This window comes from Rhizobium sp. P1_B8 (genome assembly GCF_056406515.1).
Genome location: NZ_JBFTZZ010000017.1, coordinates 197,730 through 223,322, shown reverse-complemented (window position 1 = coordinate 223,322; position 25,593 = coordinate 197,730). Strand labels below are relative to the sequence as shown.

The following is a 25,593-nucleotide window of genomic DNA, read 5'->3' as shown; positions in this document are numbered from 1 at the left end:
ATGTTATAAGAACGCTTTCGGCCAAATCGAGGCTCGAAACTGTCATATTAAAGATTCTAGTCTTGATGCATAATTTTTGAAGAATTGACAACAAAAGCGGAGACGAAAATGTCCGATGAAATTGCAGCGCGCCTGATTGAGATGGGGATAACCCTGCCCCAAGCCGCAGCACCTGCTGCAAATTACGTTCCCTATGTGATCAGCGGCAATCTTCTCTACATCTCCGGCCAGCTGCCGCTCGAAGGCGGCAAGGTCACTGTCTCGGGCCATCTCGGCAAGACCGTCGACGTTGCAACGGGCCAGCGCGGCGCAGAACTCTGCGCCATCAACATCCTTGCCCAGGCAAAGGCGGCACTTGGCGGCGATCTCGGCCGTATCCGGCGCGTCATCAAGCTGAACGGCTTCGTCGCCTCGGCGCCCGACTTCGTCGAGCAGCATCTCGTCATCAACGGCGCTTCGAACCTGATTGCCGGCGTGCTTGGCGAAGCCGGCAAACATGCGCGTGCCGCTGTCGGCATGGCGGCCTTGCCGCTGAATGCCGCCGTCGAGATAGACGCTATCATGGAAATCGCAGAATGACCAATGTTGCCTGGATCAGGGACCTGCCGGTCGCCCATCGCGGCTATCACGATCTCAACACGCATGTCTGGGAAAACACGCTTTCCGCCTTCTCGCGCGCCGTCGAAGCGGGGTTTGCGATCGAATGCGACCTGCACTACGCCTCCGACGGCGTACCGGTCATCTTTCATGACGAGGACCTGCAGCGCCTGTGCAACCTCCACGGCGACATCCGCGAGCGCACCTCCCGGGAACTCGGACTGATCGCCATCGGCGGCACTAGCGACAAGGTGCCGACGCTGCGCCAGCTCCTCGATCTCGTCAAGGGCAAGGTGCCGCTGGTGCTAGAGCTCAAGGGGCGGGAGGCCGATGACGAAGGTTTCGCCGAAGCCGTGCTCGAGGTGCTCGAAGGCTATGAGGGCAAGGTGGCGCTGATGAGTTTTAACCACTGGCTGCTGCGCGATCTGAAGGCGCTTGGCGCACCTTACCCGCTCGGGCTGACGGCCGACGGCAACACGCCGGAGGCGTTCAAGACGCATGCGAAGGCGATGGAGATCGGTCTCGATTTCATCTCCTATCATTATGGCGATCTGCCGAACGCCTTTATCACCAGCGAACGCGAAAAGGGCATTCCTGTCATTACCTGGACGGTGCGTGACGAAGCAGCGCGCCGGCTTACATTCGCAAACGCAGACCAGATGACCTTCGAAGGCTTCGATCCGCGTGTGGCTGCTTGACGCTCGCTTTTTGGCCAAGATCATGCGCAGACTGAGACAGAGCCGAAACCATCCTCCCACAGGCTTCGCATTTGTCCGATGACTGACGAACTATCCATTCGCGTCGAACGCTCCTTTACCGCGATTTCCCCGGAGAGCTGGGCCAAGCTTTCCGGAGCGTCGAAGGCCTGCGCTACGATTGCCTACAACCCTTTCGTTTCACACGCTTTTCTATCGTCGCTGGAGGAATCCGGCTCGGCCGACGCAGAGACGGGATGGCTCGGCCACCATCTGCTGCTCGAGACCGATCGCGGCGAGTTGATCGGCGCCCTGCCCGGCTATCTCAAGAACCACAGCCAGGGCGAATATGTCTTCGACCACGGCTGGGCCGACGCCTTCGAGCGGGCCGGCGGGCGTTATTATCCGAAACTTCAGTGCTCGATCCCGTTCACCCCGGCGACAGGCCCGCGTCTTCTTGTCGCCGAGGGGCTGCAACGGCTACCGATCCAGAGCGCGATCGCCGAAAGCCTGAAGGAGGTGGTGCGGCGGCTCGGCATCTCCTCGGCCCACATCACCTTCGTGCCGGACGAAGAGATCGGCGTCTTCGAGATGGACGGCTATCTGCATCGCACCGACCAGCAGTTCCATTTCATCAATGACGGCTATGCCAATCACGAGGAATTTCTCGAAACGCTTGCCTCGCGCAAACGCAAGGCGTTGCGCAAGGAGCGCCGCGCCGCCCTCGAAAACGGTATCGGCATCGACTGGCTGACCGGCCGCGACCTGACGGAACGCATCTGGGACCAGTTCTTCAAATTCTATATGGATACTGGCGGGCGCAAGTGGGGCCGGCCCTACCTCACCCGTAAGTTCTACTCGCTGATTGGCGAGCGCATGGCCGACGACATCCTGCTCGTCATGGCCAAGCGCGACGGGCGCTATATCGCCGGCGCGATCAACTTCATCGGCGGCGATACGCTCTACGGCCGCCACTGGGGCTGCATCGAGGACCATCCCTTCCTGCATTTCGAGGTCTGCTATCACCAGGCGATCGACTTCGCCCTTTCGAAAGGGTTGAAAAGGGTCGAGGCCGGAGCGCAAGGCGAACACAAGCTCGCCCGCGGCTATCTGCCGGTGACGACGCATTCCGCCCATTATGTCGCTCATGCCGGCCTTCGCCGGGCGATCGGCGACTATCTCGCGCGCGAGCGCGCCGATGTCGAACAGATGAGCGAATTGCTGACCGAGCACAGTCCTTTCCGCAAGGGCGAACGTCTGCAGGAGGATTGACGCCGCCGCACCGGCCGCGCTACCCGCTCAACGACGCATATTCCTTAAATCGGAATCGATTTAAGGATAAAACTATGCAGCAATTCAAAGTGCTACAGCGTCCTTTGCGCGTTTGAAAAGACGCACGGCGCTGTGAAAAACGAGGAGATTTCGTGATGACCAGCCCGGCCGCTTATGACGACAACAACATCTTCGCCAAGATCCTCCGCGGCGAAATCCCCTCGCACCGGGTATACGAGGACGAGCATACCATCGCCTTCATGGATGTGATGCCGCAGGCGCCGGGCCATGTGCTCGTCCTTCCCAAGGCGCCGTCCCGCAATCTCCTCGATGCCGATCCAGCCACCCTCACCCATGCGATATCAGTCGTCCAGAAGGTCGCCAATGCGGTCAAGGACGTCTTCGACGCCGATGGCGTGTTCATCGCCCAGTTCAACGAACCGGCCGCCGGGCAAACGGTGTTCCATCTGCATTTCCACGTCATCCCGCGGCATGAGGGTACGGCCCTCAAGCCGCATTCCGGCAAGATGGAGGACGGTGCCGTGCTTGCCGCCAATGCCGAAAAGATCAGGGCCGCGCTGGCGTAACCGGTCCCTGCCGATGCCTGAAAACGAAAAGGCCGCTGAGAACGCGGCCTTTTCCAATTCGGTGACGGTATCTTACTTCTTGCGTGGAACCTTCGGAACCGCGCTTCCCTTCTTCGGGGCGTCGCGGACCTCAGGCTCGGCCTGCGGCACTGCCTTGGCGCGGGTCTTGCGGGCCGCCTTCGTCTTCAGCTCGCCGTCATCCCCATCATCGCCTTCGGGATGCACGACCTCGGCTTCGGGCTTCGGCTTGATCGGCGCCGTTTCCGAAATGGCTTCCAGCACGATGCCGGGCTTGCCATCTTCCTTCGGGCCGACGGTGACGTTGACGACGCCGCCCTTCTTCAGCTTGCCGAAGAGGATTTCGTTGGCGAGCGGCTTCTTGATCGTATCCTGAATGACGCGAGCAAGCGGGCGGGCGCCCATCTTCTCGTCGTAACCCTTTTCCGCCAGCCAGGCGATCGCATCCTCATGCAGGTCGAAGGTGACGTTCCTTTCGGAAAGCTGGGCCTCCAGCTGCATGATGAACTTCTGCACGACCTTATGGATGACGGCCGTCGGCAACGCCGCGAAAGGAATGATCGCGTCGAGACGGTTGCGGAATTCCGGCGTGAACAGGCGGGTGAGCGCCTCCTCGTCCTCGCCGGTGCGCTTGGACGAACCGAAGCCGATCGCCGCCTTGGCCATTTCGGATGCGCCCGCATTGGTCGTCATGATCAGGATGACGTTGCGGAAATCGATCTTCTTGCCGTTATGGTCGGTCAGCGTCCCGTGGTCCATGACCTGCAGGAGGATGTTGTAGATGTCGGGATGCGCCTTCTCGATTTCGTCGAGCAGGACCACGCAATGCGGGTGCTGGTCGACGCCATCAGTGAGAAGACCGCCCTGGTCGAAGCCGACATAGCCGGGAGGTGCGCCGAGCAGACGTGAAACCGTGTGCCGCTCCATATATTCCGACATGTCGAAGCGCAGGAGTTCGACGCCGAGCGACGATGCCAGCTGCTTTGCCACCTCGGTCTTGCCGACGCCGGTCGGACCGGAGAAGACATAGGCGCCGATCGGCTTGTTCGGCTCGCGAAGACCGGCACGCGCCAGCTTGATCGAGGTCGAAAGGGCTTCGATGGCGATGTCCTGGCCGTAGACCACCGAACGCAGTTCCTGCTCGAGATTGGCGAGCACGGCCTCGTCGTCCTTGGAGACGGTCTTCGGCGGAATGCGCGCCATCGTGGCGACCGTCGCCTCGATCTCCTTTTCGGTGATCAGCTTGCGGCGCTTGGACGGCGGCAGCAGCATCTGGGCCGCACCGGTTTCGTCGATCACGTCGATCGCCTTGTCGGGCAGCTTGCGGTCGGAGATGTAGCGGGCCGACAATTCGACGGCCGACTTGATGGCATCGTTCGAATAACGCAGGTGGTGATATTCTTCGAAATAGGGCTTCAAGCCCTTCATGATCTCGATCGCATCATCGATCGACGGCTCGCTGACGTCGATCTTCTGGAAACGACGGACCAGTGCCCGGTCCTTCTCGAAGAACTGGCGGTATTCCTTGTAGGTGGTCGAACCGATGCAGCGAATCGCGCCCGATGACAGGGCCGGCTTCAGGAGGTTCGACGCATCCATTGCGCCGCCCGAGGTGGCGCCGGCGCCGATCACCGTGTGGATCTCGTCGATGAAGAGCACAGCGCCCGGATATTCTTCCAGTTCCTTGACGACCTGCTTCAAGCGCTCCTCGAAATCGCCGCGGTAGCGCGTGCCGGCCAGAAGCGTGCCCATGTCGAGCGAGAAGATCGTCGCATCGGCGAGCGCTTCCGGGACCTTGCCTTCGACGATGCGCTTGGCAAGGCCTTCGGCGATCGCCGTCTTGCCGACGCCGGGATCACCGACATAGAGCGGATTGTTCTTCGAACGGCGGCACAGGATCTGGATCGTGCGGCTCACCTCGGCGTGACGGCCGATCAGCGGATCGATCTTACCGCCCTTGGCCTTCTCGTTGAGATTGACGCAATAGGCCTTGAGCGCATCCTGCTGCTTCTTGGGGCCGCCCTCTTCCTCGCCGCCGCGCGCCGTCGGCTTGCTGCTTTCGGCTTCGTCTTCGGCGCCGCGCGGGGGACGCGCTTCGGAAACGCCCGGGCGCTTGCCGATGCCGTGGGAGATGTAGTTGACGGCATCGTAGCGGGTCATCTCCTGCTCCTGCAGGAAATAAGCGGCGTGGCTCTCGCGCTCGGCGAAGATCGCGACGAGCACGTTGGCGCCGGTCACCTCTTCGCGACCGGACGATTGCACGTGGATGACGGCACGCTGGATGACGCGCTGGAAGCCGGAGGTCGGCTTCGAATCTTCGTCATAACCGGTGATCAGGTTGGAAAGTTCGTTATCGACATATTCGACGAGCGTCTTGCGCAGCGCGTCGAGATCGACATTGCAGGCACCCATGACCGCGGCCGCATCGGCATCGTCGATCAGGGCAAGCAGCAGATGCTCGAGCGTCGCATATTCGTGGTGCCGCTCGTTGGCAAAGGTCAGTGCCTGATGGAGCGCCTTCTCTAAACTAGGCGAAAATGTTGGCACGTTCAGATCCTCACTTCTTTTCCATGACGCATTGCAGCGGATGCTGGTGCTGCCGGGCGAAGTCCATCACCTGGCTGACCTTCGTTTCCGCTACCTCGTATGTGAATATTCCGCATTCGCCGACGCCGTGGTTATGGACATGGAGCATGATGCGGGTGGCACTTTCACGATCCTTCTGAAAAAAACGCTCCAGAATATGGATGACGAATTCCATGGGAGTGTAGTCGTCATTCAAAAGCAGCACACGATAAAGATTGGGCTTCTTGGTCTTCGGCTTGGTGCGCGTGATGACCGAGGTTCGATTTGCGTTGTCCCCGTTCCTTTCGCTGTCGTTCTGCATCCGGATCGGCTTTGCGATCATTGTCATTTATTCCTCAAGCAATCCAGCGGAGCATGGGAGGGTGCTTTTCCCGCCGAATATCTGAAACACTAACTTAGTTCATAATAGGCTGATTTTAAGCCCCCTGTCAGACACTGCAATCAAGAAATGGCCGGCATGCACGGGAAAGACCAAAAAAGTCCCCGGCCGATCCCATGCGGGCGCTGCAGCGAAAGTGGAAACAAAAAGACCGGCTACAGATGCGTAGCCGGTCTTCTTTTTTCAATATGTAGCGCAGGTTGCGCCTTTTGAAATCAGTTCATGCAGCAGCAGGCGTCGCCGCCGACACCGACTTGGCGGTCTTGACGACGGCAGCGGCGATCGGCGCTTCATAGGGCTTGTAGGCTGATTTGGCGAGATCGGCATACATCTCACCGAGCTTCGTCGTCTCGGAGACGAAGCCTTCAAAATACGCCTTGACGTAGCTCGTCTGCAACTCGAAGGCAGCCTCAAAGCTCTTGACGCCGGCCAGCGTTTCGAAATGCGTCACCGCGTCCTGAAAGGATTTCTTCGAATATTCAGTGGCTTCTGCGGCGATTGCCTGAAAGCCCTTGGTCGTGTCGGAATAGGTTTTCAGGGCCGTGTCGACGGCTTCCTTGCTCTTCTTGTTGGCGTCTTCAAAGTTGAACATGAGCCATCCTCCGTTGGGCTGTTGATGGCGGTAGGGTAGCTGCAATGCACAAATAGTCAAGTAGTCTTGTGCGCCGCAAAACATCCATGAGTTGCATTACAATTATATAACAAAGCCCGCGCGCCGGGGCACGTACGTCTTTAACTGATTTTGCTAAAATATATCAGAATGCCACAACCGGAAGTTTTGAAAAAATTCTCGTTCCGAATCGAAAAAACGAAAAAAGGACCGAACGGATCGCGCCGTTCGGCCCTTTTGAAGCTTTCGAGCGCGATCAGAGATCGACGTCGAGGATCGCCATCGAGAAGTTGTAGGAGCGGTCGCCGTCCTCATCATCGATATAGACGACACCCAGAAATTCTTCGCCGAGATAGACTTCCGCAGAATCATCCTTGCGTGGACGCGCCTTGACGATCATCTGCGGATTGAACATGCGCTTGAAATAGGCGTCGAGCTTCTTGATTTCTTCTGGCTTCACTCTGTCATCTCCGTAAGCGGTCTTGATTGGCCGCTTCTTGCACAGGAAATGCAGCGGTGTAAAGGCAAGGTTGCCGTTTGCTCATGGCTCTCCCCGCTCGGATCCCGCCGACTTTTCCTATCCTTGTTTCCAACGGGCGCTCAGATATCGGCGCCGATCACCTGGTCCATATTGCGCGACGGCTCAGAACAACCGGCCTCACCAACGACCTTGGCCGGCACACCCGCGACTGTCTTTTTGGGCGGCACCGCCTTCAAGACGACGGAGCCGGCGGCGACGCGTGAGCAATAGCCGATCTCGATATTGCCGAGGATCTTGGCACCGGCGCCGATCATGACGCCGGAGCCGATCTTCGGATGGCGGTCGGCGCCCTCCTTGCCGGTACCGCCGAGTGTGACGCCGTGCAGGATCGAGACGTTGTCGCCGATGACGGCGGTCTCGCCAACGACGAGGCCGGTGGCGTGGTCGAGGAAGATGCCCTTGCCGATACGGGCGGCCGGATTGATGTCGGTCTGGAAGACGCTGGAGGAGCGGCTTTGCAGATAGAGCGCAAAATCGCGCCGGCCGCGGTTCAGCAGCCAATGGGCCAGACGATGTGTCTGCAGCGCATGGAAGCCCTTGAAATAAAGCACCGCCTCCATGAAGCGCAGGCATGCGGGATCACGGTCATAGATCGCCTGGATATCGACGCGCAGGATGGAGCTCCAGTCAGGCCAGTCGAGGAGCATTTCCTCGAAGGTCTGGCGCAGCAGGTTCGCCTGCATGTCGGGGTGATCGAGACGTTCGCAGATGCGGTGGATGACGCATTCCTCGAGCGAATGGTAGTTGATCACCGTAGAATAGAGGAAGGCGGCGAGAACCGGGTCCCGTTCGGCGGCGAGCCGGGCTTCCTCACGCAGGCTGTCCCAGATGGGATCCATCACCTTCAGCGGATGGCCTGTGTCAAAAGCACGAATGTCAGTCTTTGCGACCATCGCCGCTCTCCTCGCTGCCAGCCGGAATGCCGTTTTCGGAATGCCAATATATAGAGGAAAACGCCAATAACATAAATGGGTGCCGTCGCCATGGTTTTTTAGCATGGTTTTTCGGCATCACGATGTTGTTAGCGATGGGCGACCCTTGCATAGAAGGCCAGCACCGCCTGCTTGAAAACCCTGTCGCCGACGGCGAGCATATGATCGCGGCCCGGAATATCGAGCGCTTCGGCATTCTGCATCAGCGCCGCCAATTCCTGCGGCGAGCCGGCGATATCATCCTTCGTGCCGACGCCGATCAGCGTCGGCATGTCGAGCTTGGCCATATCAGAACGGGCGACGAGATCGCGCGAACCGCGGATGCAATCGGCAAGAGCGACCCGGTCGCTCTTCGTCTGCTCGGCGAAGGCGCGGAACATGCGGCCGCGGGCATGGGTCACCGCGTCCAGCGAGGGCGCCAGCAGCGCATCGGCGATCGGGTCCCAGTCACCGACACCGTCGGTCATGCCGATGCCGAGGCCACCAAGAACCAGCGAACGGACGCGATGCGGATTGGCAAGTGCGGCAAATACGGAAATGCGCGCGCCCATCGAATAGCCCATGACATTGGCTTCTGGGATGCCCAGATGATCCAGCAAGGCGATCGCATCACCGGCCATGACCCATGGACGATAGGCTTCGGCATGGTGCGGCTTGTCGCTTGCCCCGTGGCCGCGATTGTCCATGGCGATCACCCGGTAGCCGGCATCGCCGAGCGTCTTCAGCCAGCCCGGATGGACCCAGTTGACGTTTGCAGTCGAGGCAAAGCCGTGGATCAACAACACCGGCACACCGGCCGGATCGCCCTCATCAAAGAAAGCGAGCTGCAATCCATCATGGGTGAAGCTTGAAAATGCGGGTGTATTCAGGTTCATCGGGCCTTCCTTTTTGGCGCGACCATAGTCGAGCGGCCTTTCATCGTGAAGCCAAAAACTGCGGCTAAAAACTGTGCCCGGCGCGGCGGTTTGGCTCTACACATTTGCGGCGAAGGCTTATAAGGTTCGCGCACATTTCAAAGCATTCGGAGAGCGACATGGCCGGCCACAACATTCCCCACTTCCAGAACGACGGCGGTCACCGCGTTATCGAAGTCGGTGTCAAGGAATTCATGTGCACCGGCGCTTCGGCTCCCTTCGATCATCCGCATATCTTCATCGACATGGGCGACGACAATGAGAAGGTCTGTTCCTACTGCTCGACGCTCTATCGCTTCAATTCCACGCTCAAGCCCAGCCAGACCAATCCGGCCGGCTGCGTTTTCCACGTGAAGGCGGCATAGTCGGTCCAGATCCGGATCGGACGGACAATGCCGGTCGAACATGCCGCCATCATCGGCGCCGGGATATCAGGGCTGACAGTTGCCCTTGCGCTTTCGCGCCGGGGCATCAGTTCGGAGATCTTCGAGCAGGCGGGCGAACTCACCGACGTCGGCGCCGGATTACAGGTTTCGCCAAACGCTTCGCGCATCCTTGCCGAACTCGGTATCCTTGAAAGACTGTCAAAGGTCTGGCTCGAGCCCGACGCAATCCGGCTGATATCGGGCGGATCGCTGCGCCAGCTCGCGGCGGTGCCGGCCGGCAAATTCGCGCGGGAACGCTGGGGCGCCCCGTATGGCGTCTTGCATCGCACCACATTGCAGAAAGTCCTTTTGGCTGCGGTTACCGCCGATCCGCTCTGCCGGCTTCACCTCGGCGTGCGGATAAATTCGACCCTACCGTCTTTCGAGCGCGCGGCCGATGTTGTGATCGGCGCGGACGGCGTCTGGTCAAAGGTTCGGCAATCCATTCCGGGCAGCCCCTCGCCGCGCTTTTCCGGCAATATCGCCTACCGTTTTACGATTGCCGAAACTGAGGCGCCCGGTTTCCTCGACCGGGCAAGCGTTTCGGCTTTTCTCGGCGGTTCGGCGCATCTGGTCTGCTATCCGCTAAGGGAGACCGGCAGCTTCAACATGGTGGCGATCACCGCCGGCAATATCGCGCCGCAGGCCTGGCAAAGCGAGGCGACGGAAGAACAGCGGGGGCAACTGCGGGCGCGCCTTTCCAGCTGGAATGCCGCGATCGTCTCGCTGCTCGAAAAACACCGGAAGCTGACGTTCTGGCCGCTGTTCGAAACCACGACAGGCTCCTGGCAGGATGGCCGCAAGACGGTTCTGATCGGCGACGCCGCGCATGCGATGATGCCCTTTGCCGCCCAGGGAGCGGCGATGGCGATCGAAGACGCCTATGAACTCGCTGCGTTTCTTTCGAACCGCTCCGCGGCGGAAGCGCTGGCGCAGTTCGAAAGACATCGCGCGCCCCGCATCGCCAAGCTTCGCCAGCGCGGCGCCTTCAACCGGTTTGCCTATCATGCGAAAGGGCCGATCCGGATCGGCCGCGATCTCGTGCTCGGCCTCAAGCCGCCGCTAAGCCTGGCGGCGGATCTCGACTGGATCTACGGCTATCGGGCTGTCGATCTGCCCTGAGGCGCTGCCAGCCACGACAAACCGTGTCCGGTCAGACCGCGCTTGCGGCGGCAAACCCCCGTTCGATATCGGCCTTGAGGTCGGCCACGTCCTCGATGCCGATCTGCAGGCGGATGACCGGACCGTCCGTCGGCGCCTTGGCGACCTTGCGATCGTTGAGATAGGCGTGCAAAGCCAGGCTTTCATAGCCGCCCCAGGAATAGCCGAGACCGAAAATCCTGAGCGCGTCGAGGAAGGCATGCGCCTTTGCTCTGGACTTTTCGGGGCCTTCAGCGGCCAGCACGAAGGAAAAGATGCCGCTGGCGCCTTTGAAATCCCGCTTCCAGAGATGGTGCGAGGGGAAACTCGGCAGGGCCGGATGCAGCACGCGGGCGACGTCCTCCCTGCCCTCCAGCCATTCTGCGATATCAAGCGCGCTTTCATAATGCCGCTCGAGGCGCAGGCCCATGGTGCGCAATCCGCGCAGGATCTGATAGGCGTCATCGGGTGCGCCGCAGATGCCGAGCACACCGTTCGATTCCTTCAGCCGCTCCCAGTGTTCGGCATTGGCCGAAACCGTTCCGAGCAGAATATCGGAATGGCCGGACGGATATTTCGTCGATGCATGGATCGAGATGTCGACGCCGTGATCGAGCGGCCTGAAATAGAGCGGCGTCGCCCAGGTATTGTCCATCATGACGACGGCGCCGTGACGGTGCGCAACCGCCGAGATCGCCGGAATATCCTGCATTTCGAAGGTATTGGAGCCGGGAGCCTCGGTGTGAACGAGCTTGGTGTTCGGCCGGAACAGAGCCTCGATGCCGGCGCCGACCGCCGGGTCGTAATATTCCACCTCGACACCGAGGCGCTTCAGCATCGTATCGCAGAAATGGCGCGTCGGGCCATAGACCGAATCGACCACCAGCGCATGATCGCCGGCAGCGACGAAACCCAGAAACGGAATGGTGACGGCCGCAAGGCCCGAGGGCACGAGGATCGTGCCGGCCGAGCCTTCGAGTGCGTCGATCGCCTCGCAGAGCGCATCCGTCGTCGGTGTGCCGCGCGTTCCGTAGGTGTATTTCTGCGTGCGCGTCTCCATCGCCCGCGCATTCGGAAACAACACCGTCGAGGCATGCACGACCGGCGGGTTGATGAAGCCGTGATAGTCGAAAGGGTCGTTGCCGATATGGGTCAGGCGGGTGTTGATGCCGGCATTCTGCAGCAAGCTGTCTTTGTCTTTCATGTCGGGAATAGCCTTTGGCGACGGAGACGCAAAACCGGACTTTTGGACGCCCCGCCATATCAGGTCAACCCCTAGGAGTTGATCGCCGGCGACGTAGCGAAGCGGTGAAAGCCACGATTTTCGCGTTATTTTTCCGCAATCAGGCGCCTATTTCATAGCCAAGTGCCCACGAACGCAGCGCAATCTACCAAAATGCTGAAATTTGCCGCAATTATTGACCGCGACACTTGACCATGGTGACATTTGCGACTGTGATAGAACAACTCGCGCCGGGAGGGTGTCGAGAAAATGGGGAGGCGGCAGAGTTTTTCCGCTGGAACTTCCCACAAGAAAATACAAGACAACGGAAAAGGTTGGGAAAAAATGAAGAACAAGCTTCTGTCCGCAACGATCGGCGCAGCAGTTTTCGCTCTTGGCGCTTCGGCTGCTTCGGCCACGACACTCACAGATGTCAAGGCAAAGGGTTTCGTTCAGTGCGGCGTCAATACCGGCCTTACCGGCTTTGCCGCACCTGACGCTTCCGGCAATTGGGCCGGCTTCGACGTCGACTTCTGCAAGGCCGTCGCTTCGGCCGTGTTCGGCGACCCCACCAAGGTCAAGTACACGCCGACAAACGCGAAGGAACGCTTCACCGCTCTGCAGTCCGGTGAAATCGACGTTCTCTCGCGTAACACCACCTGGACGATTAACCGCGACACCGCACTCGGCTTCAACTTCCGTCCTGTCACCTATTATGACGGTCAGGGCTTCATGGTGCGCAAGAGCTTGAACGTGAAGTCGGCTCTCGAACTCTCCGGCGCCGCAGTCTGCGTACAGTCGGGCACGACCACCGAATTGAACCTCGCTGATTACTTCAAGACGAACAATCTGCAGTACAATCCGGTCGTCTTCGAAAATCTTCCTGAGGTCAACGCGGCTTACGACGCCGGTCGTTGCGACGTTTACACGACCGACCAATCCGGTCTCTATTCGTTGCGTCTGACGCTGAAGAATCCCGACGAACACGTTATCCTTCCTGAGATCATCTCCAAGGAGCCGCTTGGCCCGGCCGTCCGTCAGGGTGATGATCAGTGGTTCGATATCGTTTCCTGGACGGCTTATGCGCTGATCAATGCCGAAGAGTTCGGCATCACCCAGGCAAATGTCGACGAGATGAAGAATTCGCCGAATCCGGACATCAAGCGCTTCCTCGGCAGCGAGACCGACACCAAGATTGGCACCGATCTCGGCCTGACCAATGATTGGGCCGCCAACGTCATCAAGGGCGTCGGCAATTATGGCGAAATCTTCGAGCGCAACATCGGCCAGGGCAGCCCGCTCAAGATCGCACGCGGCTTGAATGCTCTCTGGAGCAAGGGCGGCATCCAGTACGCACCGCCGGTTCGTTAATCGAGCTTTGGCATGAAATCCCGGGAAGGCGGCCGAGCCGCCCTCCCATCTTCCAAAAAGCAAAAAGAAAGCCCGAAAACGGGCACAAGGGGATTGGCGCGGCATGACGCATGGGGCTGTGGATACGACACCTTTGCATGGCACCGGCTGGAGTTTCCGGTCGGCAATGTACGACCCGAAATACCGGAGCATATTTTTCCAGGTTCTAACAATCGTTATTCTCGTGGGCATTGTGTGGTGGGTAGCCCACAACACGGCCGTGAACCTTGCCCGCAGCAATACGGCATCGGGTTTCGGCTTTCTTCGCGGTCGCGCCGGTTTCGAAATCGGCCAGTCGCTGATCAGCTTTTCGAGTGACTCGACTTATGCGCGCGCACTTGTCGTCGGCATTCTGAATACCTTGCTGGTGGCGGTGACCGGTATCTTCACGGCGACCATCATCGGCTTCCTGATCGGGATCGGCCGGCTGTCGCACAATTGGCTGATTGCCAAGCTCTGCACGGTCTATGTCGAGGTTTTCCGCAACATTCCGCCGCTGCTCGTCATCTTTTTCTGGTATCTCGGCGTTCTCTCCGTTTTGCCGCAACCGCGCGAGTCTGTGGGTCTGCCGTTCAGCATGTTCCTCAACAACAGAGGACTGGCCTTCCCGAAGCCGATCTTCGAGACAGGTATGATAGCGGTCGGCATCGCCCTGGTGATTGCGATTGTCGCCACCATCATCATCGCGCGCTGGGCCCACAAACGCCAAGCCGCAACCGGCCAGCCGTTCCACACCGTATGGACGTCGATCGCACTGATCGTCGGCCTGCCATTGCTGGTCTTCGTCGTCTCCGGCTTTCCGCTCACCTTCGACGTTCCGGTTGCCGGAAAATTCAACCTCACGGGCGGCTCCGTCGTCGGTCCCGAATTCATGTCGCTGTTTCTCGCTCTGTCCTTCTATACCGCCTCGTTCATCGCCGAGATCGTTCGCGGCGGCATTCGCGGCGTTCCAAAGGGACAATCCGAGGCAGCCGGCGCGCTGGGGCTGCATCCGTCGAGCGTGACGAGACTTGTCGTGGTGCCGCAGGCGCTGCGCATCATCATCCCGCCGCTGACGAGCCAGTACCTGAACCTGACCAAGAACTCCTCACTCGCCATCGCGATCGGTTTCTCGGATCTCGTTGCCGTCGGTGGCACGATCCTCAATCAGAGCGGTCAAGCGATCGAGATCGTCTGCATCTGGGGTATCGTCTATCTCAGCTTGAGCATTCTCACGTCGCTGTTCATGAATTGGTTCAATGCCAAGATGGCACTGGTGGAGAGATAAGATGTCGGTCGCCGATAAACCCTTCGTCAGAACGTCCATCCTTGCCGCCGAACCACCGCCCCCCGGCGAGAGGGGAGCCGTCGCCTGGATACGCCGCAATCTCCTGGCAACCCCGAAGGACGTGATCCTGACAATCCTGGCTCTTGCGCTCATCGCATGGGCCGTGCCGCATCTCGTCAACTGGCTGTTCATCCAGGCCGTATGGTCCGGGCCGGACCGCACATTCTGCGCGACGACGATCCAGGGCGGCGTCCAGCCTGACGGCTGGAGTGGTGCATGCTGGGCCTTCGTCAGCGCCAAGTACGATCAGTTTATATTCGGCCGCTATCCGCTGGATGAGCGTTGGAGACCGGCGATCGTCGGGATCCTGTTCATTCTGCTGCTGGTTCCGATGCTGATCCCTTCGGCGCCGCGCAAAGGCCTGAACGCCATTCTTCTGTTCGCCGTTCTGCCGGTCCTCGCCTTCTGGCTTCTTCACGGCGGCTTCGGCCTCGAAGTGGTGGACACTCCGCTCTGGGGCGGGTTGATGGTGACGCTCGTCCTGTCCTTTGTCGGTATTGCCGTCTCCTTACCCTGCGGCATTCTGCTTGCGCTGGGGCGCCGCTCGAAGATGCCCATCATCCGGATGCTCTGCGTTACCTTCATCGAGGTCATTCGAGGCGTTCCGCTGATCACCGTTCTGTTCATGGCAAGTGTCATGCTGCCGCTCTTCCTTCCCACAGGCTGGAACGTGGACAAACTGCTTCGGGCGCTGATCGGTGTGTCGATCTTCACCTCGGCCTATATGGCGGAAGTGATCCGCGGCGGCCTTCAGGCGATCCCGAAGGGACAATTCGAAGGCGCCGATTCACTTGGCCTCGGCTATTGGCAAAAGACCCGGCTGATCATCATGCCGCAGGCCATCAAGTTGGTCATCCCGAGCATCGTGAACACCTTCATCGGAACCTTCAAGGACACGTCGCTGGTCACCATTATCGGCATGTTCGATCTGCTTGGCATCGTCAAGCTGAACTTCTCCGATGCCAACTGGGCAAGCGCCGTCACGCCGATCACGGGTCTGATCTTCGCGGGCTTTATCTTCTGGCTGTTCTGCTTCGGCATGTCGCGCTATTCAGGCTTCATGGAACGCCATCTCGATACCGGCCACAAACGATAAGAACGCTAAAACGATAAGAATGAGGGAAAATATCATGGCTGAAGCTCCAGCGAAAAAGCTCACCGTTTCCGCGACGGAAGTGGCGGTCGAGATCGTCAACATGAACAAGTGGTACGGCGATTTCCACGTGCTGCGCGACATCAACCTGAAGGTCATGCGCGGCGAGCGGATCGTCATTGCCGGCCCGTCGGGCTCGGGCAAGTCGACGATGATCCGCTGCATCAACCGCCTGGAAGAGCATCAGAAGGGTCGCATCATCGTCGACGGCACCGAGCTCACCAACGACCTGAAAAAGATCGACGAGGTGCGGCGCGAAGTCGGCATGGTGTTCCAGCACTTCAACCTCTTCCCGCATCTGACGATCCTCGAAAACTGCACACTGGCGCCGATCTGGGTGCGCAAGATGCCGAAGAAGCAGGCCGAAGAAGTGGCCATGCATTTTCTGAAGCGGGTCAAGATTCCGGAGCAGGCCAACAAGTATCCGGGACAGCTTTCCGGCGGCCAGCAGCAGCGCGTGGCGATCGCCCGGTCGCTATGCATGAACCCGAAGATCATGCTGTTCGATGAGCCGACCTCCGCACTCGATCCCGAAATGATCAAGGAAGTGCTCGACACCATGGTGGGGCTTGCCGAAGAAGGCATGACCATGCTCTGCGTCACGCATGAAATGGGCTTTGCCCGCCAGGTCGCCAACCGGGTTATATTCATGGACCAGGGCCAAATCGTCGAACAGAACGAACCGGCCGCCTTCTTCGATAACCCGCAGCACGAACGCACCAAGCTGTTCCTCAGCCAGATCCTGCACTAAAGCGCGTCGCGATCTTTCAGATTCGCCCTTCGCGCTTTAGGTCTTTGTTTTTACGCATGTCGTTGTCGCAAAACTGCTGCACAGTTTTGCGCGACATGCTTTAGATCGAAGCATCCTTTGAAAAGGACCCGCCGAGCCGCTGGCTCGGCGGGTTTTGTATGTTCAGCGGGAGGCGGTCGCCTGCAGCAGACTGCAGAGATCGGCAAGGCCGGAATCACCGCCGGAGGCGGAGATGTCGGCGCAACGGACGAGCATCTTGCGCTGGTCATTGACAGGCATGCTGCGGAAGGCCTCCAGCGTACGTGCCTGCGACGCGCTAAGCGTGCTGCCGGGCGCAGCCCTGGCATTGCTGCCGCCAGCTTCATCCACCCGGCCGATGGCGAGATTGGCATCGACCCCATTACCGGTGCCAACCGAGGCCGTGGCCTTGGCATCGATTCCGCTAGAACCGCCGACGCGTGCATTGACATCGGCATTGATGCCCCGGCCGCCGCCAGCATTGGCGGTCGCATCGGCATTGACGCCGGTCGAGCCGCCAACGGAAGCATTGGCATCAGCGCTGATGCCACTCCCGCCGCCGAGTGACGCGCCGACATCGGCGCTGACAGCATTGCCGGCATTCACCGACACACCAACATCGAGCGCACGCGCATCGCTTGCCGGCATGACAAGGAGGGCGCAGATGGATGCGAGCACTGCAAAGGATAGTCTATTGTGATTACGGGTCATGTTTTCCTCCGTTTCCATTCTGCCGGACGATCTGCCCGGCAGTCGAAAATCGAGGAACGCGCGTGCCTTCGATCGATCGGACGCCTGCAACTCCAGGACGTCCATGGCAAGGCAACGTGAAGGGATGACGAATGTTTCACGAGACGGCGCGGCAAGTCGGTTCGGTAGCGTGCGATGATGTTTCACGGTTATTGAAATACGAATTATCTGACAGACTGTGCCAAAAGAAAACATATATCGCAGCGGCTGGAGAGCCGACAGAGTATTTCCTCCCCATTGCGCCAGGAAACTTAGAAGCCAGCAAGCAAATCTCAGTTCGCAATACCATGGGCCGTGATTGATCCATTTGCGGCGTTTCGTGCAGATCGAATACACCCTTCCCCCGAATTGACTTTTCCACCTCAGATTTAGATTGCTAAAAATAACTCCCCTTCCGTCTGGATATATCAGGCGGGAAGTCCATGTTTCAGCTTATTCTCATCTGATGGAACTGGAGGTTTAGAATGGGCATTTTCGACAAGATCAAACATGCAATTTTCGGAGAGGCGAAAGCAGCCGAACCGGTTGCTGCCGGCGCGCCGAAGACAGAGCCGGCGCAAGCGCCTGCCTCACCGTCGGCAGCGCCCAGTCCGACGCCTGCGGCCCCTGCCCCGCAGAGCAAGCCGGCCCCCACGGCCACTGCTCCAGGCACAGGCACAGTCGATATCGTCCCGATCCTTGACGCGGCAGTGAAGAAGAGCGGCCAGAAGCTCGATTGGCGCCGCTCGATCGTGGACCTGATGAAAGCCGTCGGGATGGATGCAAGCCTGACCGAGCGCAAGGAACTTGCCGCTGAACTCGGCTATACGGGCGACACCAACGATTCCGCAAAAATGAATATGTGGCTGCACAAGGCGCTGATGAAGCGGCTTTCGGAAAATGGCGGCAAGGTACCTGCCGATCTCCTGGATTGATCGATGACGGATAGCTGCCGCCATGTCTGTGGCGGCAACTATCCGATTGCTGTTCCGCGGAGGTCACGGCCGATCAGACCGGAGGCCGGGAAGTCCCCTTGCCCGCAGGCACTGGAACGAATAATGTTCCGCTCGATACTTCGATAATCGATCAGGGGGAATTAAATCCGATGAGATTGATGGTAGTCGTTGGTCTTGCACTTAGCCTCGGCTGTATATCGGCCGCAGAATCTCCTTCAAACTATCATTCCTACAGTGGCATTCGGGTCGATACCGACCCGGCGCTCCTGGCTCGATACGATAAAGCGCTTCAACGCTGCGTGCCGGAGGCAAGCTCATGGCGACGAGGCTCTCCGGACCCGCGAAGCCTGCATTACAATGCGGCTCTCAGAAGTTGCGTCTATAGGTACAGCTTCGTCGACAGAGGCGTCTACGCGTACCCTATCCCCCTGGTCTACTTCGATCATTTCCTGGATCGCTGAGAAGAGACTGGCCCTTCAGGGCCTATCAAACAAGAACCCCGCCATTTTGGCGGGGATATCTTCAATCGAGATGCTGCGACCTCTGCATAATTCCTTAAATCGGAAAGACGCGCGGCGCTGTCGTCAGCGTTTGCCGCCAGTTGGTGGGCGACCCTTGCCTGCCGGGCGATTGCCGCTTCCGGACGAGGTCTTGGCGTCATTGCCCTGACCGAAGTTGGTGCCGCCGAGATGGCCACCGCCGCTGGTATTGGCAACCTGGCGCTGCGCTTTGCGCAACAGTGCCTCTGCATTGGTCTTGCTCATGAAATTCTCCTCAATGGCTGGAAAACCCAGCCGGAATGCCGCCACTGACATCCGCGGTCAAAGACCGAAGGCTTATCAGGCAGCGACGATGGGTGTTTGGCGGAGGCTTGCGTCGATCAAAGAATTGCCTGCGTTCATGACGATTCCCCCTCAACCGGCATGACAATCACCCTCCGGCGGCTGCCGGACGGCGCAGAAATCGATTTTGAAAGGAAAGATCAGCTGGGACGCCAAGGGCGCAAACCAAGCTCGACAAGCAATTTCGATAGAAGAATCAATAGGACGGCAATGTGTTTAAAACAAGTTCCCGGCCACCTGGTTGTGTAAGCGTTGCTTCGAATTGCTGCCCAATCGGACAAGAGGGCAATAGCCCTAAGCATTTTAACAATCCAGATAATCCGATCGAAAGCTGCGCCTGACAAAACAACAACTTAAGATTTCAACGGAGAAACGAGATGTCACGGCTTTTGATAGGATCGATGGTATTGGCCTTCATCGCGGATATGGTGATGAACATCGTGTTGTGGCTTGGAGGATTGGACACCGTGGTTTCGGTGTCCTCTGGAGCAATGGAGGTATTCGCGGGGACAATGGGCGAAGTCCTGGTCTTTTGGTTCTTTGCTTTCGCGGCTGGCTTTGTGTTCCTCTGGGCGGGTCGAAAATCTCCGGTTCCCGTGTTGAGCATCGTCGCATCATTCCTTTCGGTGTCGATCATGGTAACGGCGGCCCTAATTGGAGCCTATCATCCGTCCGAGAAGCACCCCAAGATCAATTCAGATCTGCTCCGCAGCGCTTTGACGTAGATCCGGCTTGATCACTCTGCGACTGCATAATTCCTTCAATTGGACTCGACCTCCCCGTTCAGTTGCCGACAGTTTTGCGGAACCATCTGCGGATGATCATGCTGCGGGCCCGGTTGGAACGCTTCTTGCAGAGTTACTAATATGTTTATGATGCAAGGACCAAATGTCATGAATCGGTACACATCGCATCAGTTTCCCGCACTGAGGATCCTCATGAGCGGCCAAGATAAATACAGCGTCGTCAGGACCCTCGGCGACGCAGCCACCATGCTCATTTCCGAATGGCCTGGGGATGATGGCGAGGAGTATGTCGTGGCAGTGAGGACATGCCTCGACGCCATCCGCGGCACCACGCCTCCAAACGCTGCGCGGGAAGCGCTGATGAGAGCGGCTGATGAAGCCGGCATCCGCTACCTCTCGGTCGTTCACTGAGATCACTGCCTGGATCCGGCAACACGCAATAGGCGCGCAGCCGACGCTGATCGCCGAAGCCGAATACACCGCTTGGACGGATGACGGAAAGCTGCAGCTTGCCGCGTATAAGGGCTGGGGGAAGTGCGGGATAGCACCGGGTTCTATGAGCCCTCCCAGATTGAGCCGCGGCAGTGAGCGGAGAGATCCCCAACCTCACCCGACAGTCGAGATTGCATGGACTTTCATGTCATCTCGAACTTCATAGAACTTATCCCCGTCTATATAGATAAAGTGGCAATTTGGCTTTTCGCCTTTACCGTTGGAACAAGCTTTATCGCCCCTGAAAGTGAGTTTCGTTTTCACGTCGATCATTTTGCCGCCGACATCCGCCTTACCGGTAATGGTGCCCTTCTTCCAACTCCATACGAGATCAGCGGTCAAGGGCTTTTCCAGATCGAGAATTTCCACCTTTACATGCTTGCCATCAGCAAACGCTTTGAACTCTTCCATCGTGACCTTCTTGGCCCCTGCCGGGAGATCGGCGGCATAGGTGTTCACTGCCGACAGCAAGAGTGCCGCCGCACCAACGCTCGAAAGGATGTTTCTCATGTTTGGGCCCCTAAAGACTGACGGCCAAATTACAACCCATCGGGCGAAACGACATCCCACCTATTGTGATTAGCTGCCCATACCGCAGGCTGAACTCGCCCCAGCGCGAAAGGGCAAGCGCTGGAGATGTCATGTCCGACGGATATCGTTCTGAAATCAAGGTGCGGTCTTAGCTTCTCCGGTCGCGGGTTTTCTCTTGATGCAACGGAACCCGACATGGCTGGTGGAGGTGTCCTCCGGCTCGGCGTGACGAGCCGCCGGGCGATAACGACGGCAGTAGTTCGGAGCGCAGAGATGCGATCCGCCCTTCAGCACGCGCCGATGGATGCGTATCTCGGGCTGGCGGGGGTCGAAGCTCGCCTCGGCATCGCCGCCGCGCGGGTTGCTTGGAATGCAGCACGAATGGCTGGCAGGCTCCGGATGGCGTGTCGACCAGTAGTCGGACGTCCACTCCCAGACGTTTCCAATCATGTCGTGGAGGCCGTAGCCATTCGCTGGAAACCAGCCGACGGGTGAGGTGCGCTCATGGCCTTTCGGCTTTGTCGTCGTCGTGGGGAAGATGCCTTGCCAGGTGTTGGCCATGGCGACGCCGTCCGGCATGAATTCGTCGCCCCATGCATATTCCGTGTCGTCCGAACCGCCGCGCGCTGCGAGCTCCCACTCCGCCTCGGTCGGCAGGTCGAGGCCAGCCCAGTCGGCGTATGCCTTGGCGTCGGACCACGCGACGTGGACGACGGGATGATCGAGCTTGCCGCGAAGATCGCTCAGGCCGCCGAGAGGCCGCCGCCAGGTCGCGCCGAACTTGAACGTCCACCACTGCGAGATATCGGGACCGTTCACCGACTTCGGCCGGGTGAACACCAGCGATCCCGCCCTCAGCATCTCCGGCAGCGCGCCGGGATAGTCCTTCGGATCGGGCACCGTCTCGGCGACGGTCACGTGTCCGGTCGCCTTTACGAATTCCATGAACTTGCGGTTCGTGACCGGTGTCCGCTCTATCCAGAAGCCGTCGACCTTCACCGGGTGGGCCGGCGCCTCCTCCGGATAGTGGTCGTTCGATCCCATGGTGAACGTACGGCCCTCGATCCACACCAGATCGTCGGGCACGTGTTCTGCTCCGAATGCCAAGGCCATTGCCGCCTCCATGGTATGACCGCCGAGCATCGCGCGGCGGGTACCCGCTCAGCTCAACCATATCTGCATCCCTATTTGGCCATCAAGGAAGCCGCTCTCCCGTAACGGTCGCCCTTCAATGACCGACCTCATCGACGCTTTAGGACGGATGACAAGCTATTGCCGTTCGTTGACAAACTCCGACTGGCTTTGAACTGATGGTGCCGCGGGAACCGCGGCATCACAATTCACCTGACGGTCTGTTCGAATAGTGCGAGAGTCGCTTGTCGACCCATCGCGACCATCCAAGTCCACCCGCTAGAAATGGATAGCGAGCCCAACGATCGGCCCTTGCTGCACGGCGTCGAAGACGAACCCGTCGTTGCTGTAGTTAACCCCCAATGCCCGGTACCCCGCGACCGCGGACACCGTCTCGTTGAATTTGTAGCCGAGGGCCAAGGCGACGTCCCAGTCGATATCCGCGCCGCCTGCCCCGACCAGTCCCCATCCGGTCATGTAGATTTCCGGCGTAAAGAAGTAATTGCCCCGGAAACCCGCGATGCCATCGACCCAGGTATCACCATCGTCGCCCTCCACGCCGTCGAGCAGCCCACCGTTGAATCCGATGGTCGTGTCGACCGACCAGACCCTGATGCCCCCGACGATATCAAGGTGGCCGGACGGACTCTCCAGCACCGAGTAGCCGACACCGAGCAGGCCGGCAAACGTCTTCGAGGTGACGTCGACACTGTCGGCCAGGATGCCGGCAGGCGTGCTCGCATCCGCCCCGAGTTTGGTATAGATGACGTCGCCGAAAATGCTGAAGCGGTCGTAACGCGCCTCGCCTGCCGCCATGAAGGCAAAGTCGAGATTTGACAACAGGTCGCTGAAGTCGGCGTCCATGTGGACCTCGGGCAATCCGAACTGTGCGGTATCGCCGGAGATGCCGGCCGCCCAGAAATAGGGGGCGACCGTGAAGGTCCACCCGCTTGAGCTTTCCACCTGCTTTGCATCGGGCGTCAGCGGCGTGATGTCGGCCGTCCTCGCAGGTGATGCAATTGCAAGCGCGGCGCAGACGGTGGCGATATAGATGGCTTTCATGTCCTATCCCTCAATCAGCAAGCGAGTGCGAATCCCGCCTGACAGTTCCCCCAAAACAAAATATTCCAGATAACTAATAAAATTATAAATAAATTTCCATTACGCAAGCGCGCATAAATTGTGTGCCGTCGGTAGCAATCACTGCTTTTGGCATTCCTGCGTCGAATGTCCCGCGGCACAGGCCGTTGCCGCCGTGCGGGCACGCTTGTCGCCACCTATCAGCGCGTTTGCCCTGTCCCCATAATTCTCTCTTGTATTCTGATCGACGACCGCAACGGGGGCGGTGAGGATCAGACCCGCCGCGTGACCTGCTGCCGCGGCCGTTCCGATCGTCGCATCGAGTATGTGGTCACCCAGCCCCACCTTGTCTTCGCTCAGCGTCTGCCCGTCGGAAATCCTGGAACCGATCAGCCGAACGATCTCGGGAGATTCTGCAAACTTCGTGTGGTGGAGGCGGTCGCCCTGCTTGACCTTGGTGAGATCGATCACGCTGATCTTGTTGATTTCCAGTTCTTCCTTGTAGGGCGATTGCTCCGGATCGATCGCGCCGAGGCGCGACACATCTCCCCAAACGCGGCGCGAGACGGCAAGCGCCCGGTCGTCTCGTGATACGAACAGCGTGAACTGCGGGTGCTGCTTGCCCATATCCACGATCTGCTGGCTGAACACGTCGACATCGACGTCGGGTGCGGCGAGAATGACGTTCCTGAACTTCGCCGGCAGCCTGCCGTTGCGAATGGCCATCTGACGCAGTGACTCCAGTGTCAGCCAGTTCCCCATCGAATGGGCGAGGATGGAAACCTCCTTCACCTCTTTGTCGCGGGCCAGGTACTGAAATAGCGTTTCGAGCGCATTGCGGGTGTAGTTCGTACTTTCCCGGTCATAGCCATAGGCAAGCAGGCTGCCGCGCGAGGGCCACGTGACGAGAATGGGCGCGCTGTGAACGCGGGAATCATGGACGATCTGGGCAAAGCGGTAGACGGAATCTTCGAATCGTGTGTTGAAACCGTGGATGAACACCAGGACGCTTCCATCCGGTGTCTTGCGTACGCTGGCGCTGAGCCAGGATTTTGCGGCGTCGATATCGATCTCCTTGGCCTTCAGCGTCGCGAAATCCCTTGCAGGATTCGGAGGCAACCTTCTTGGCCATGCGACACTTCCCACCTTGCGGGCACTGTCAGGTGGGATGGAGATAGTCATTTCCGCAAAGGTGGGCTTCAGCGCACGTTCGCCCGAGAACATCTCGCCGGGAACGGTCGAGCGGCTCCTGGTCGTTGCGACAAGGAGGTTCACCCGGCTCAAACCAGGTGAAGAGGTATCGGCGATCGGCGTAAGGACGCCTTTGGGATGGCCACCGCAACCAGAAAGAAAAATGAGCGAAATGCAGAGAATCACCAGGAGGTTGGTAGGCAATTCGTTGATCTCCATAGGTGCCCTTTGCTTTCAGCAGTAATAGACACCGACCGCGCATCGCCTGACGGTGCGTCGTGCAACACCTGCCACGCTGACGGGCGTGAGGGGCCGCCCGACACGCGCCTCGGCCGGCGTAAAGATTCCCGTCATTCCGGGGACCGCCAGCCGCTCGCCGAGTTCAAGACCGGACATGGCCACAACGATGGTCAGCAACAGGATTTTGATTTTTTGCAACGAGGTCATTTGCTGTCTCCCTTGGCGAAGCGATCCGGAAGCTCATCAATGTCCACGAGCTTTTCCAGCTCGACTTTCTTTGCATCCGTGGTGTTCTTGAAACTGTAGTCTTCGGCAACGACATCGGTGCCTGTTTTCCAGTCGCTGATCTGGATGCTGTATTGCGGTCCCAGATCGACCTGCGTGGCGGTGATCACGTATCGGCAAGGATATGGTTTTTCGCCTTGCGCGATCCATAACTGCCAGTCGAGTTCCTTGGTTCGGAATGCAAGATGATCGCATTCAACGCCGCCAATCACGCCGCTTCCGAGATCCTTGACGTCAACAACGTCGCGCATCAGTTCATCATAGACATTGGGCAGCAGGAGATCGGCGCCGGGAACCGGGCGGTGAAGTTTATCCCGCATTTCATCGACGAGATGATCGATCGTGCCGGGCAGATCAGCCTGAGTATAAAGATTGAGATGTTTTCCAAGGACCGTCGCCGTCTTGCCATCAAAGGTCATCTCGACATCGGCAAAGCCACCGGTGCGAGTAACGCGGAGCTTGTCGGGTCGGCCCATCTCCACCTTTCCGGAACTTGCGAGCAGTAATTTCTGGTGCTCGGTGGTGACAATCTCAAAATTGGTGTCGTAGGCGAATGAAATCGCCTTCTGGGCCGAGAGATAGTCGGACATCGCCTTGACGAGCTTCCTGGCATCGGGCTCTTCGGCACGGGCGGCCAAAGGTGAGATCAACGTGACGGCCAGCGCAAGCGCTACGGACGATCGCCAGTTTGCCGTCAGGCAATGCTTGCAGGAGAGTTTTACCATCGACCTGTGCTCCTTGCGTCTTGGTGGCGAGCGAAGTCAAACGTGTCGGGAGAGGATGGAGATCGCGA

30 protein-coding genes are annotated in these 25,593 nt (G+C 59.0%); 15 read left to right on the top strand and 15 right to left on the bottom strand.

Features of this window, described 5'->3' with window-relative positions:
• The first annotated feature begins 108 nt into the window (after positions 1–108).
• The 4 genes from AC1D2N_RS21445 to AC1D2N_RS21430 all read left to right on the top strand — a co-directional run bounded on the left by AC1D2N_RS21445 (position 109) and on the right by AC1D2N_RS21430 (position 3,151).
• On the top strand, positions 109–579 hold the full coding sequence (locus AC1D2N_RS21445) for a RidA family protein (protein WP_018241885.1): 471 nt from the start codon (positions 109–111) through the stop codon (positions 577–579).
• On the top strand, positions 576–1,295 hold the full coding sequence (locus AC1D2N_RS21440; protein WP_130652310.1) for a glycerophosphodiester phosphodiesterase: 720 nt from the start codon (positions 576–578) through the stop codon (positions 1,293–1,295). Before AC1D2N_RS21445 ends, AC1D2N_RS21440 begins: the two co-directional genes overlap by 4 nt.
• A gap of 78 nt (positions 1,296–1,373) precedes the next feature.
• Positions 1,374–2,564, top strand: coding sequence for a GNAT family N-acetyltransferase (locus AC1D2N_RS21435; RefSeq protein ID WP_112902882.1), 1,191 nt, complete (start codon positions 1,374–1,376; stop codon positions 2,562–2,564).
• 155 nt (positions 2,565–2,719) lie between these two features.
• Positions 2,720–3,151, top strand: a complete 432-nt coding sequence (locus AC1D2N_RS21430; RefSeq protein WP_028732006.1) for an HIT family protein — start codon at positions 2,720–2,722, stop codon at positions 3,149–3,151.
• 72 nt (positions 3,152–3,223) lie between these two features.
• Here AC1D2N_RS21430 and clpA read toward each other — a convergent pair whose 3' ends face one another.
• The 6 genes from clpA to AC1D2N_RS21400 form a co-directional block, all read right to left on the bottom strand.
• A complete protein-coding gene (gene clpA, locus AC1D2N_RS21425; RefSeq protein WP_018241881.1) occupies positions 3,224–5,716 on the bottom strand; it encodes an ATP-dependent Clp protease ATP-binding subunit ClpA in 2,493 nt (830 codons plus the stop codon).
• 10 nt (positions 5,717–5,726) lie between these two features.
• Positions 5,727–6,077, bottom strand: a complete 351-nt coding sequence (clpS, locus tag AC1D2N_RS21420; protein WP_017988219.1) for an ATP-dependent Clp protease adapter ClpS — start codon at positions 6,075–6,077, stop codon at positions 5,727–5,729.
• A 277-nt stretch (positions 6,078–6,354) separates the two neighbouring features.
• Positions 6,355–6,726, bottom strand: coding sequence for a phasin family protein (locus AC1D2N_RS21415; RefSeq protein WP_047621678.1), 372 nt, complete (start codon positions 6,724–6,726; stop codon positions 6,355–6,357).
• Between the two features lie 274 nt (positions 6,727–7,000).
• Positions 7,001–7,204: a DUF3126 family protein gene (locus AC1D2N_RS21410; protein WP_003539277.1), complete on the bottom strand. Its 204-nt coding sequence runs from the start codon at positions 7,202–7,204 to the stop codon at positions 7,001–7,003.
• 140 nt (positions 7,205–7,344) lie between these two features.
• Positions 7,345–8,178 carry a serine O-acetyltransferase gene (gene cysE, locus AC1D2N_RS21405; protein ID WP_003539276.1) on the bottom strand — a complete coding sequence of 278 codons (834 nt, stop codon included), beginning with the start codon at positions 8,176–8,178 and terminating at the stop codon, positions 7,345–7,347.
• Positions 8,179–8,306: 128 nt separating this feature from the next.
• On the bottom strand, positions 8,307–9,092 hold the full coding sequence (locus AC1D2N_RS21400) for an alpha/beta fold hydrolase (RefSeq protein ID WP_028732008.1): 786 nt from the start codon (positions 9,090–9,092) through the stop codon (positions 8,307–8,309).
• A gap of 158 nt (positions 9,093–9,250) precedes the next feature.
• Here AC1D2N_RS21400 and AC1D2N_RS21395 point away from each other — a divergent pair, with 158 nt between their 5' ends.
• Both AC1D2N_RS21395 and AC1D2N_RS21390 read left to right on the top strand, forming a co-directional pair.
• Entirely contained in the window at positions 9,251–9,496 is a 246-nt protein-coding gene (locus AC1D2N_RS21395; protein WP_018241878.1) for a zinc-finger domain-containing protein, read from the top strand.
• A 27-nt stretch (positions 9,497–9,523) separates the two neighbouring features.
• Positions 9,524–10,678, top strand: coding sequence for an FAD-dependent monooxygenase (locus AC1D2N_RS21390; protein WP_028732009.1), 1,155 nt, complete (start codon positions 9,524–9,526; stop codon positions 10,676–10,678).
• A gap of 31 nt (positions 10,679–10,709) precedes the next feature.
• Here the strand turns inward: AC1D2N_RS21390 and AC1D2N_RS21385 are convergent, their stop codons facing one another.
• Positions 10,710–11,900: a cystathionine beta-lyase gene (locus AC1D2N_RS21385; protein WP_028732010.1), complete on the bottom strand. Its 1,191-nt coding sequence runs from the start codon at positions 11,898–11,900 to the stop codon at positions 10,710–10,712.
• A 363-nt stretch (positions 11,901–12,263) separates the two neighbouring features.
• Between AC1D2N_RS21385 and AC1D2N_RS21380 the strand changes: the two genes are divergently transcribed.
• The 4 genes from AC1D2N_RS21380 (at position 12,264) to AC1D2N_RS21365 (ending at position 16,559) form a co-directional block, all read left to right on the top strand.
• The gene (locus AC1D2N_RS21380; protein ID WP_018241875.1) at positions 12,264–13,289 is read left to right on the top strand and encodes an amino acid ABC transporter substrate-binding protein; all 1,026 of its coding nucleotides are present in this window, start codon (positions 12,264–12,266) and stop codon (positions 13,287–13,289) included.
• A 103-nt stretch (positions 13,290–13,392) separates the two neighbouring features.
• Entirely contained in the window at positions 13,393–14,595 is a 1,203-nt protein-coding gene (locus AC1D2N_RS21375; protein ID WP_026230541.1) for an amino acid ABC transporter permease, read from the top strand.
• 1 nt (position 14,596) lies between these two features.
• Positions 14,597–15,751 carry an amino acid ABC transporter permease gene (locus AC1D2N_RS21370; RefSeq protein WP_130652309.1) on the top strand — a complete coding sequence of 385 codons (1,155 nt, stop codon included), beginning with the start codon at positions 14,597–14,599 and terminating at the stop codon, positions 15,749–15,751.
• A 34-nt stretch (positions 15,752–15,785) separates the two neighbouring features.
• Positions 15,786–16,559, top strand: a complete 774-nt coding sequence (locus tag AC1D2N_RS21365) for an amino acid ABC transporter ATP-binding protein (RefSeq protein WP_003559021.1) — start codon at positions 15,786–15,788, stop codon at positions 16,557–16,559.
• 162 nt (positions 16,560–16,721) lie between these two features.
• Here the strand turns inward: AC1D2N_RS21365 and AC1D2N_RS21360 are convergent, their stop codons facing one another.
• On the bottom strand, positions 16,722–17,393 hold the full coding sequence (locus AC1D2N_RS21360) for a hypothetical protein (RefSeq protein ID WP_130652308.1): 672 nt from the start codon (positions 17,391–17,393) through the stop codon (positions 16,722–16,724).
• Between the two features lie 26 nt (positions 17,394–17,419).
• Here AC1D2N_RS21360 and AC1D2N_RS21355 point away from each other — a divergent pair, with 26 nt between their 5' ends.
• From AC1D2N_RS21355 to AC1D2N_RS21345, 3 genes are all read left to right on the top strand, one after another.
• Complete coding sequence (locus AC1D2N_RS21355; RefSeq protein WP_165403369.1) at positions 17,420–17,629, top strand: hypothetical protein; 210 nt, start codon at positions 17,420–17,422, stop codon at positions 17,627–17,629.
• A 162-nt stretch (positions 17,630–17,791) separates the two neighbouring features.
• Positions 17,792–18,241 carry a DUF3597 domain-containing protein gene (locus AC1D2N_RS21350; protein ID WP_028732013.1) on the top strand — a complete coding sequence of 150 codons (450 nt, stop codon included), beginning with the start codon at positions 17,792–17,794 and terminating at the stop codon, positions 18,239–18,241.
• Positions 18,242–18,411: 170 nt separating this feature from the next.
• Positions 18,412–18,723, top strand: a complete 312-nt coding sequence (locus AC1D2N_RS21345) for a hypothetical protein (RefSeq protein WP_130653534.1) — start codon at positions 18,412–18,414, stop codon at positions 18,721–18,723.
• Positions 18,724–18,846: 123 nt separating this feature from the next.
• Here the strand turns inward: AC1D2N_RS21345 and AC1D2N_RS21340 are convergent, their stop codons facing one another.
• The gene (locus AC1D2N_RS21340; protein WP_018241869.1) at positions 18,847–19,026 is read right to left on the bottom strand and encodes a hypothetical protein; all 180 of its coding nucleotides are present in this window, start codon (positions 19,024–19,026) and stop codon (positions 18,847–18,849) included.
• Between the two features lie 455 nt (positions 19,027–19,481).
• Between AC1D2N_RS21340 and AC1D2N_RS21335 the strand changes: the two genes are divergently transcribed.
• Together AC1D2N_RS21335 and AC1D2N_RS21330 are read left to right on the top strand one after the other, a co-directional pair.
• A complete protein-coding gene (locus AC1D2N_RS21335) occupies positions 19,482–19,829 on the top strand; it encodes a hypothetical protein (protein WP_028732014.1) in 348 nt (115 codons plus the stop codon).
• A gap of 141 nt (positions 19,830–19,970) precedes the next feature.
• Positions 19,971–20,261, top strand: coding sequence for a DUF982 domain-containing protein (locus tag AC1D2N_RS21330; RefSeq protein ID WP_018241867.1), 291 nt, complete (start codon positions 19,971–19,973; stop codon positions 20,259–20,261).
• Positions 20,262–20,456: 195 nt separating this feature from the next.
• Here AC1D2N_RS21330 and AC1D2N_RS21325 read toward each other — a convergent pair whose 3' ends face one another.
• The 6 genes from AC1D2N_RS21325 to AC1D2N_RS21300 form a co-directional block, all read right to left on the bottom strand.
• A complete protein-coding gene (locus AC1D2N_RS21325; RefSeq protein ID WP_130652307.1) occupies positions 20,457–20,852 on the bottom strand; it encodes a hypothetical protein in 396 nt (131 codons plus the stop codon).
• Positions 20,853–21,008: 156 nt separating this feature from the next.
• Positions 21,009–21,986, bottom strand: coding sequence for a formylglycine-generating enzyme family protein (locus AC1D2N_RS21320; RefSeq protein ID WP_018241865.1), 978 nt, complete (start codon positions 21,984–21,986; stop codon positions 21,009–21,011).
• Between the two features lie 297 nt (positions 21,987–22,283).
• Entirely contained in the window at positions 22,284–23,066 is a 783-nt protein-coding gene (locus AC1D2N_RS21315; RefSeq protein WP_047621664.1) for a hypothetical protein, read from the bottom strand.
• 138 nt (positions 23,067–23,204) lie between these two features.
• Positions 23,205–24,494, bottom strand: a complete 1,290-nt coding sequence (locus AC1D2N_RS21310) for an alpha/beta hydrolase (protein WP_113544583.1) — start codon at positions 24,492–24,494, stop codon at positions 23,205–23,207.
• 15 nt (positions 24,495–24,509) lie between these two features.
• The gene (locus AC1D2N_RS21305; protein ID WP_018241862.1) at positions 24,510–24,722 is read right to left on the bottom strand and encodes a hypothetical protein; all 213 of its coding nucleotides are present in this window, start codon (positions 24,720–24,722) and stop codon (positions 24,510–24,512) included.
• A complete protein-coding gene (locus AC1D2N_RS21300) occupies positions 24,719–25,525 on the bottom strand; it encodes a DUF2092 domain-containing protein (RefSeq protein WP_018241861.1) in 807 nt (268 codons plus the stop codon). Before AC1D2N_RS21300 ends, AC1D2N_RS21305 begins: the two co-directional genes overlap by 4 nt.
• Between the last annotated feature and the right edge of the window lie 68 nt (positions 25,526–25,593).

Coding starts and splice junctions, on each gene's coding strand:
- AC1D2N_RS21445 (WP_018241885.1), top strand. CDS start 109: ATGTCCGATGAAATTGCAGCGCGCCTGATTGAGATGGGGATAACCCTG.
- AC1D2N_RS21440 (WP_130652310.1), top strand. CDS start 576: ATGACCAATGTTGCCTGGATCAGGGACCTGCCGGTCGCCCATCGCGGC.
- AC1D2N_RS21435 (WP_112902882.1), top strand. CDS start 1,374: ATGACTGACGAACTATCCATTCGCGTCGAACGCTCCTTTACCGCGATT.
- AC1D2N_RS21430 (WP_028732006.1), top strand. CDS start 2,720: ATGACCAGCCCGGCCGCTTATGACGACAACAACATCTTCGCCAAGATC.
- clpS (WP_017988219.1), bottom strand. CDS start 6,077: ATGATCGCAAAGCCGATCCGGATGCAGAACGACAGCGAAAGGAACGGG.
- AC1D2N_RS21415 (WP_047621678.1), bottom strand. CDS start 6,726: ATGTTCAACTTTGAAGACGCCAACAAGAAGAGCAAGGAAGCCGTCGAC.
- cysE (WP_003539276.1), bottom strand. CDS start 8,178: ATGGTCGCAAAGACTGACATTCGTGCTTTTGACACAGGCCATCCGCTG.
- AC1D2N_RS21400 (WP_028732008.1), bottom strand. CDS start 9,092: ATGAACCTGAATACACCCGCATTTTCAAGCTTCACCCATGATGGATTG.
- AC1D2N_RS21395 (WP_018241878.1), top strand. CDS start 9,251: ATGGCCGGCCACAACATTCCCCACTTCCAGAACGACGGCGGTCACCGC.
- AC1D2N_RS21390 (WP_028732009.1), top strand. CDS start 9,524: ATGCCGGTCGAACATGCCGCCATCATCGGCGCCGGGATATCAGGGCTG.
- AC1D2N_RS21385 (WP_028732010.1), bottom strand. CDS start 11,900: ATGAAAGACAAAGACAGCTTGCTGCAGAATGCCGGCATCAACACCCGC.
- AC1D2N_RS21380 (WP_018241875.1), top strand. CDS start 12,264: ATGAAGAACAAGCTTCTGTCCGCAACGATCGGCGCAGCAGTTTTCGCT.
- AC1D2N_RS21375 (WP_026230541.1), top strand. CDS start 13,393: ATGACGCATGGGGCTGTGGATACGACACCTTTGCATGGCACCGGCTGG.
- AC1D2N_RS21370 (WP_130652309.1), top strand. CDS start 14,597: ATGTCGGTCGCCGATAAACCCTTCGTCAGAACGTCCATCCTTGCCGCC.
- AC1D2N_RS21365 (WP_003559021.1), top strand. CDS start 15,786: ATGGCTGAAGCTCCAGCGAAAAAGCTCACCGTTTCCGCGACGGAAGTG.
- AC1D2N_RS21360 (WP_130652308.1), bottom strand. CDS start 17,393: ATGGACGTCCTGGAGTTGCAGGCGTCCGATCGATCGAAGGCACGCGCG.
- AC1D2N_RS21355 (WP_165403369.1), top strand. CDS start 17,420: ATGTTTCACGAGACGGCGCGGCAAGTCGGTTCGGTAGCGTGCGATGAT.
- AC1D2N_RS21350 (WP_028732013.1), top strand. CDS start 17,792: ATGGGCATTTTCGACAAGATCAAACATGCAATTTTCGGAGAGGCGAAA.
- AC1D2N_RS21345 (WP_130653534.1), top strand. CDS start 18,412: ATGAGATTGATGGTAGTCGTTGGTCTTGCACTTAGCCTCGGCTGTATA.
- AC1D2N_RS21340 (WP_018241869.1), bottom strand. CDS start 19,026: ATGAGCAAGACCAATGCAGAGGCACTGTTGCGCAAAGCGCAGCGCCAG.
- AC1D2N_RS21335 (WP_028732014.1), top strand. CDS start 19,482: ATGTCACGGCTTTTGATAGGATCGATGGTATTGGCCTTCATCGCGGAT.
- AC1D2N_RS21330 (WP_018241867.1), top strand. CDS start 19,971: ATGTTTATGATGCAAGGACCAAATGTCATGAATCGGTACACATCGCAT.
- AC1D2N_RS21325 (WP_130652307.1), bottom strand. CDS start 20,852: ATGAGAAACATCCTTTCGAGCGTTGGTGCGGCGGCACTCTTGCTGTCG.
- AC1D2N_RS21320 (WP_018241865.1), bottom strand. CDS start 21,986: ATGGCCTTGGCATTCGGAGCAGAACACGTGCCCGACGATCTGGTGTGG.
- AC1D2N_RS21315 (WP_047621664.1), bottom strand. CDS start 23,066: ATGAAAGCCATCTATATCGCCACCGTCTGCGCCGCGCTTGCAATTGCA.
- AC1D2N_RS21310 (WP_113544583.1), bottom strand. CDS start 24,494: ATGGAGATCAACGAATTGCCTACCAACCTCCTGGTGATTCTCTGCATT.
- AC1D2N_RS21305 (WP_018241862.1), bottom strand. CDS start 24,722: ATGACCTCGTTGCAAAAAATCAAAATCCTGTTGCTGACCATCGTTGTG.
- AC1D2N_RS21300 (WP_018241861.1), bottom strand. CDS start 25,525: ATGGTAAAACTCTCCTGCAAGCATTGCCTGACGGCAAACTGGCGATCG.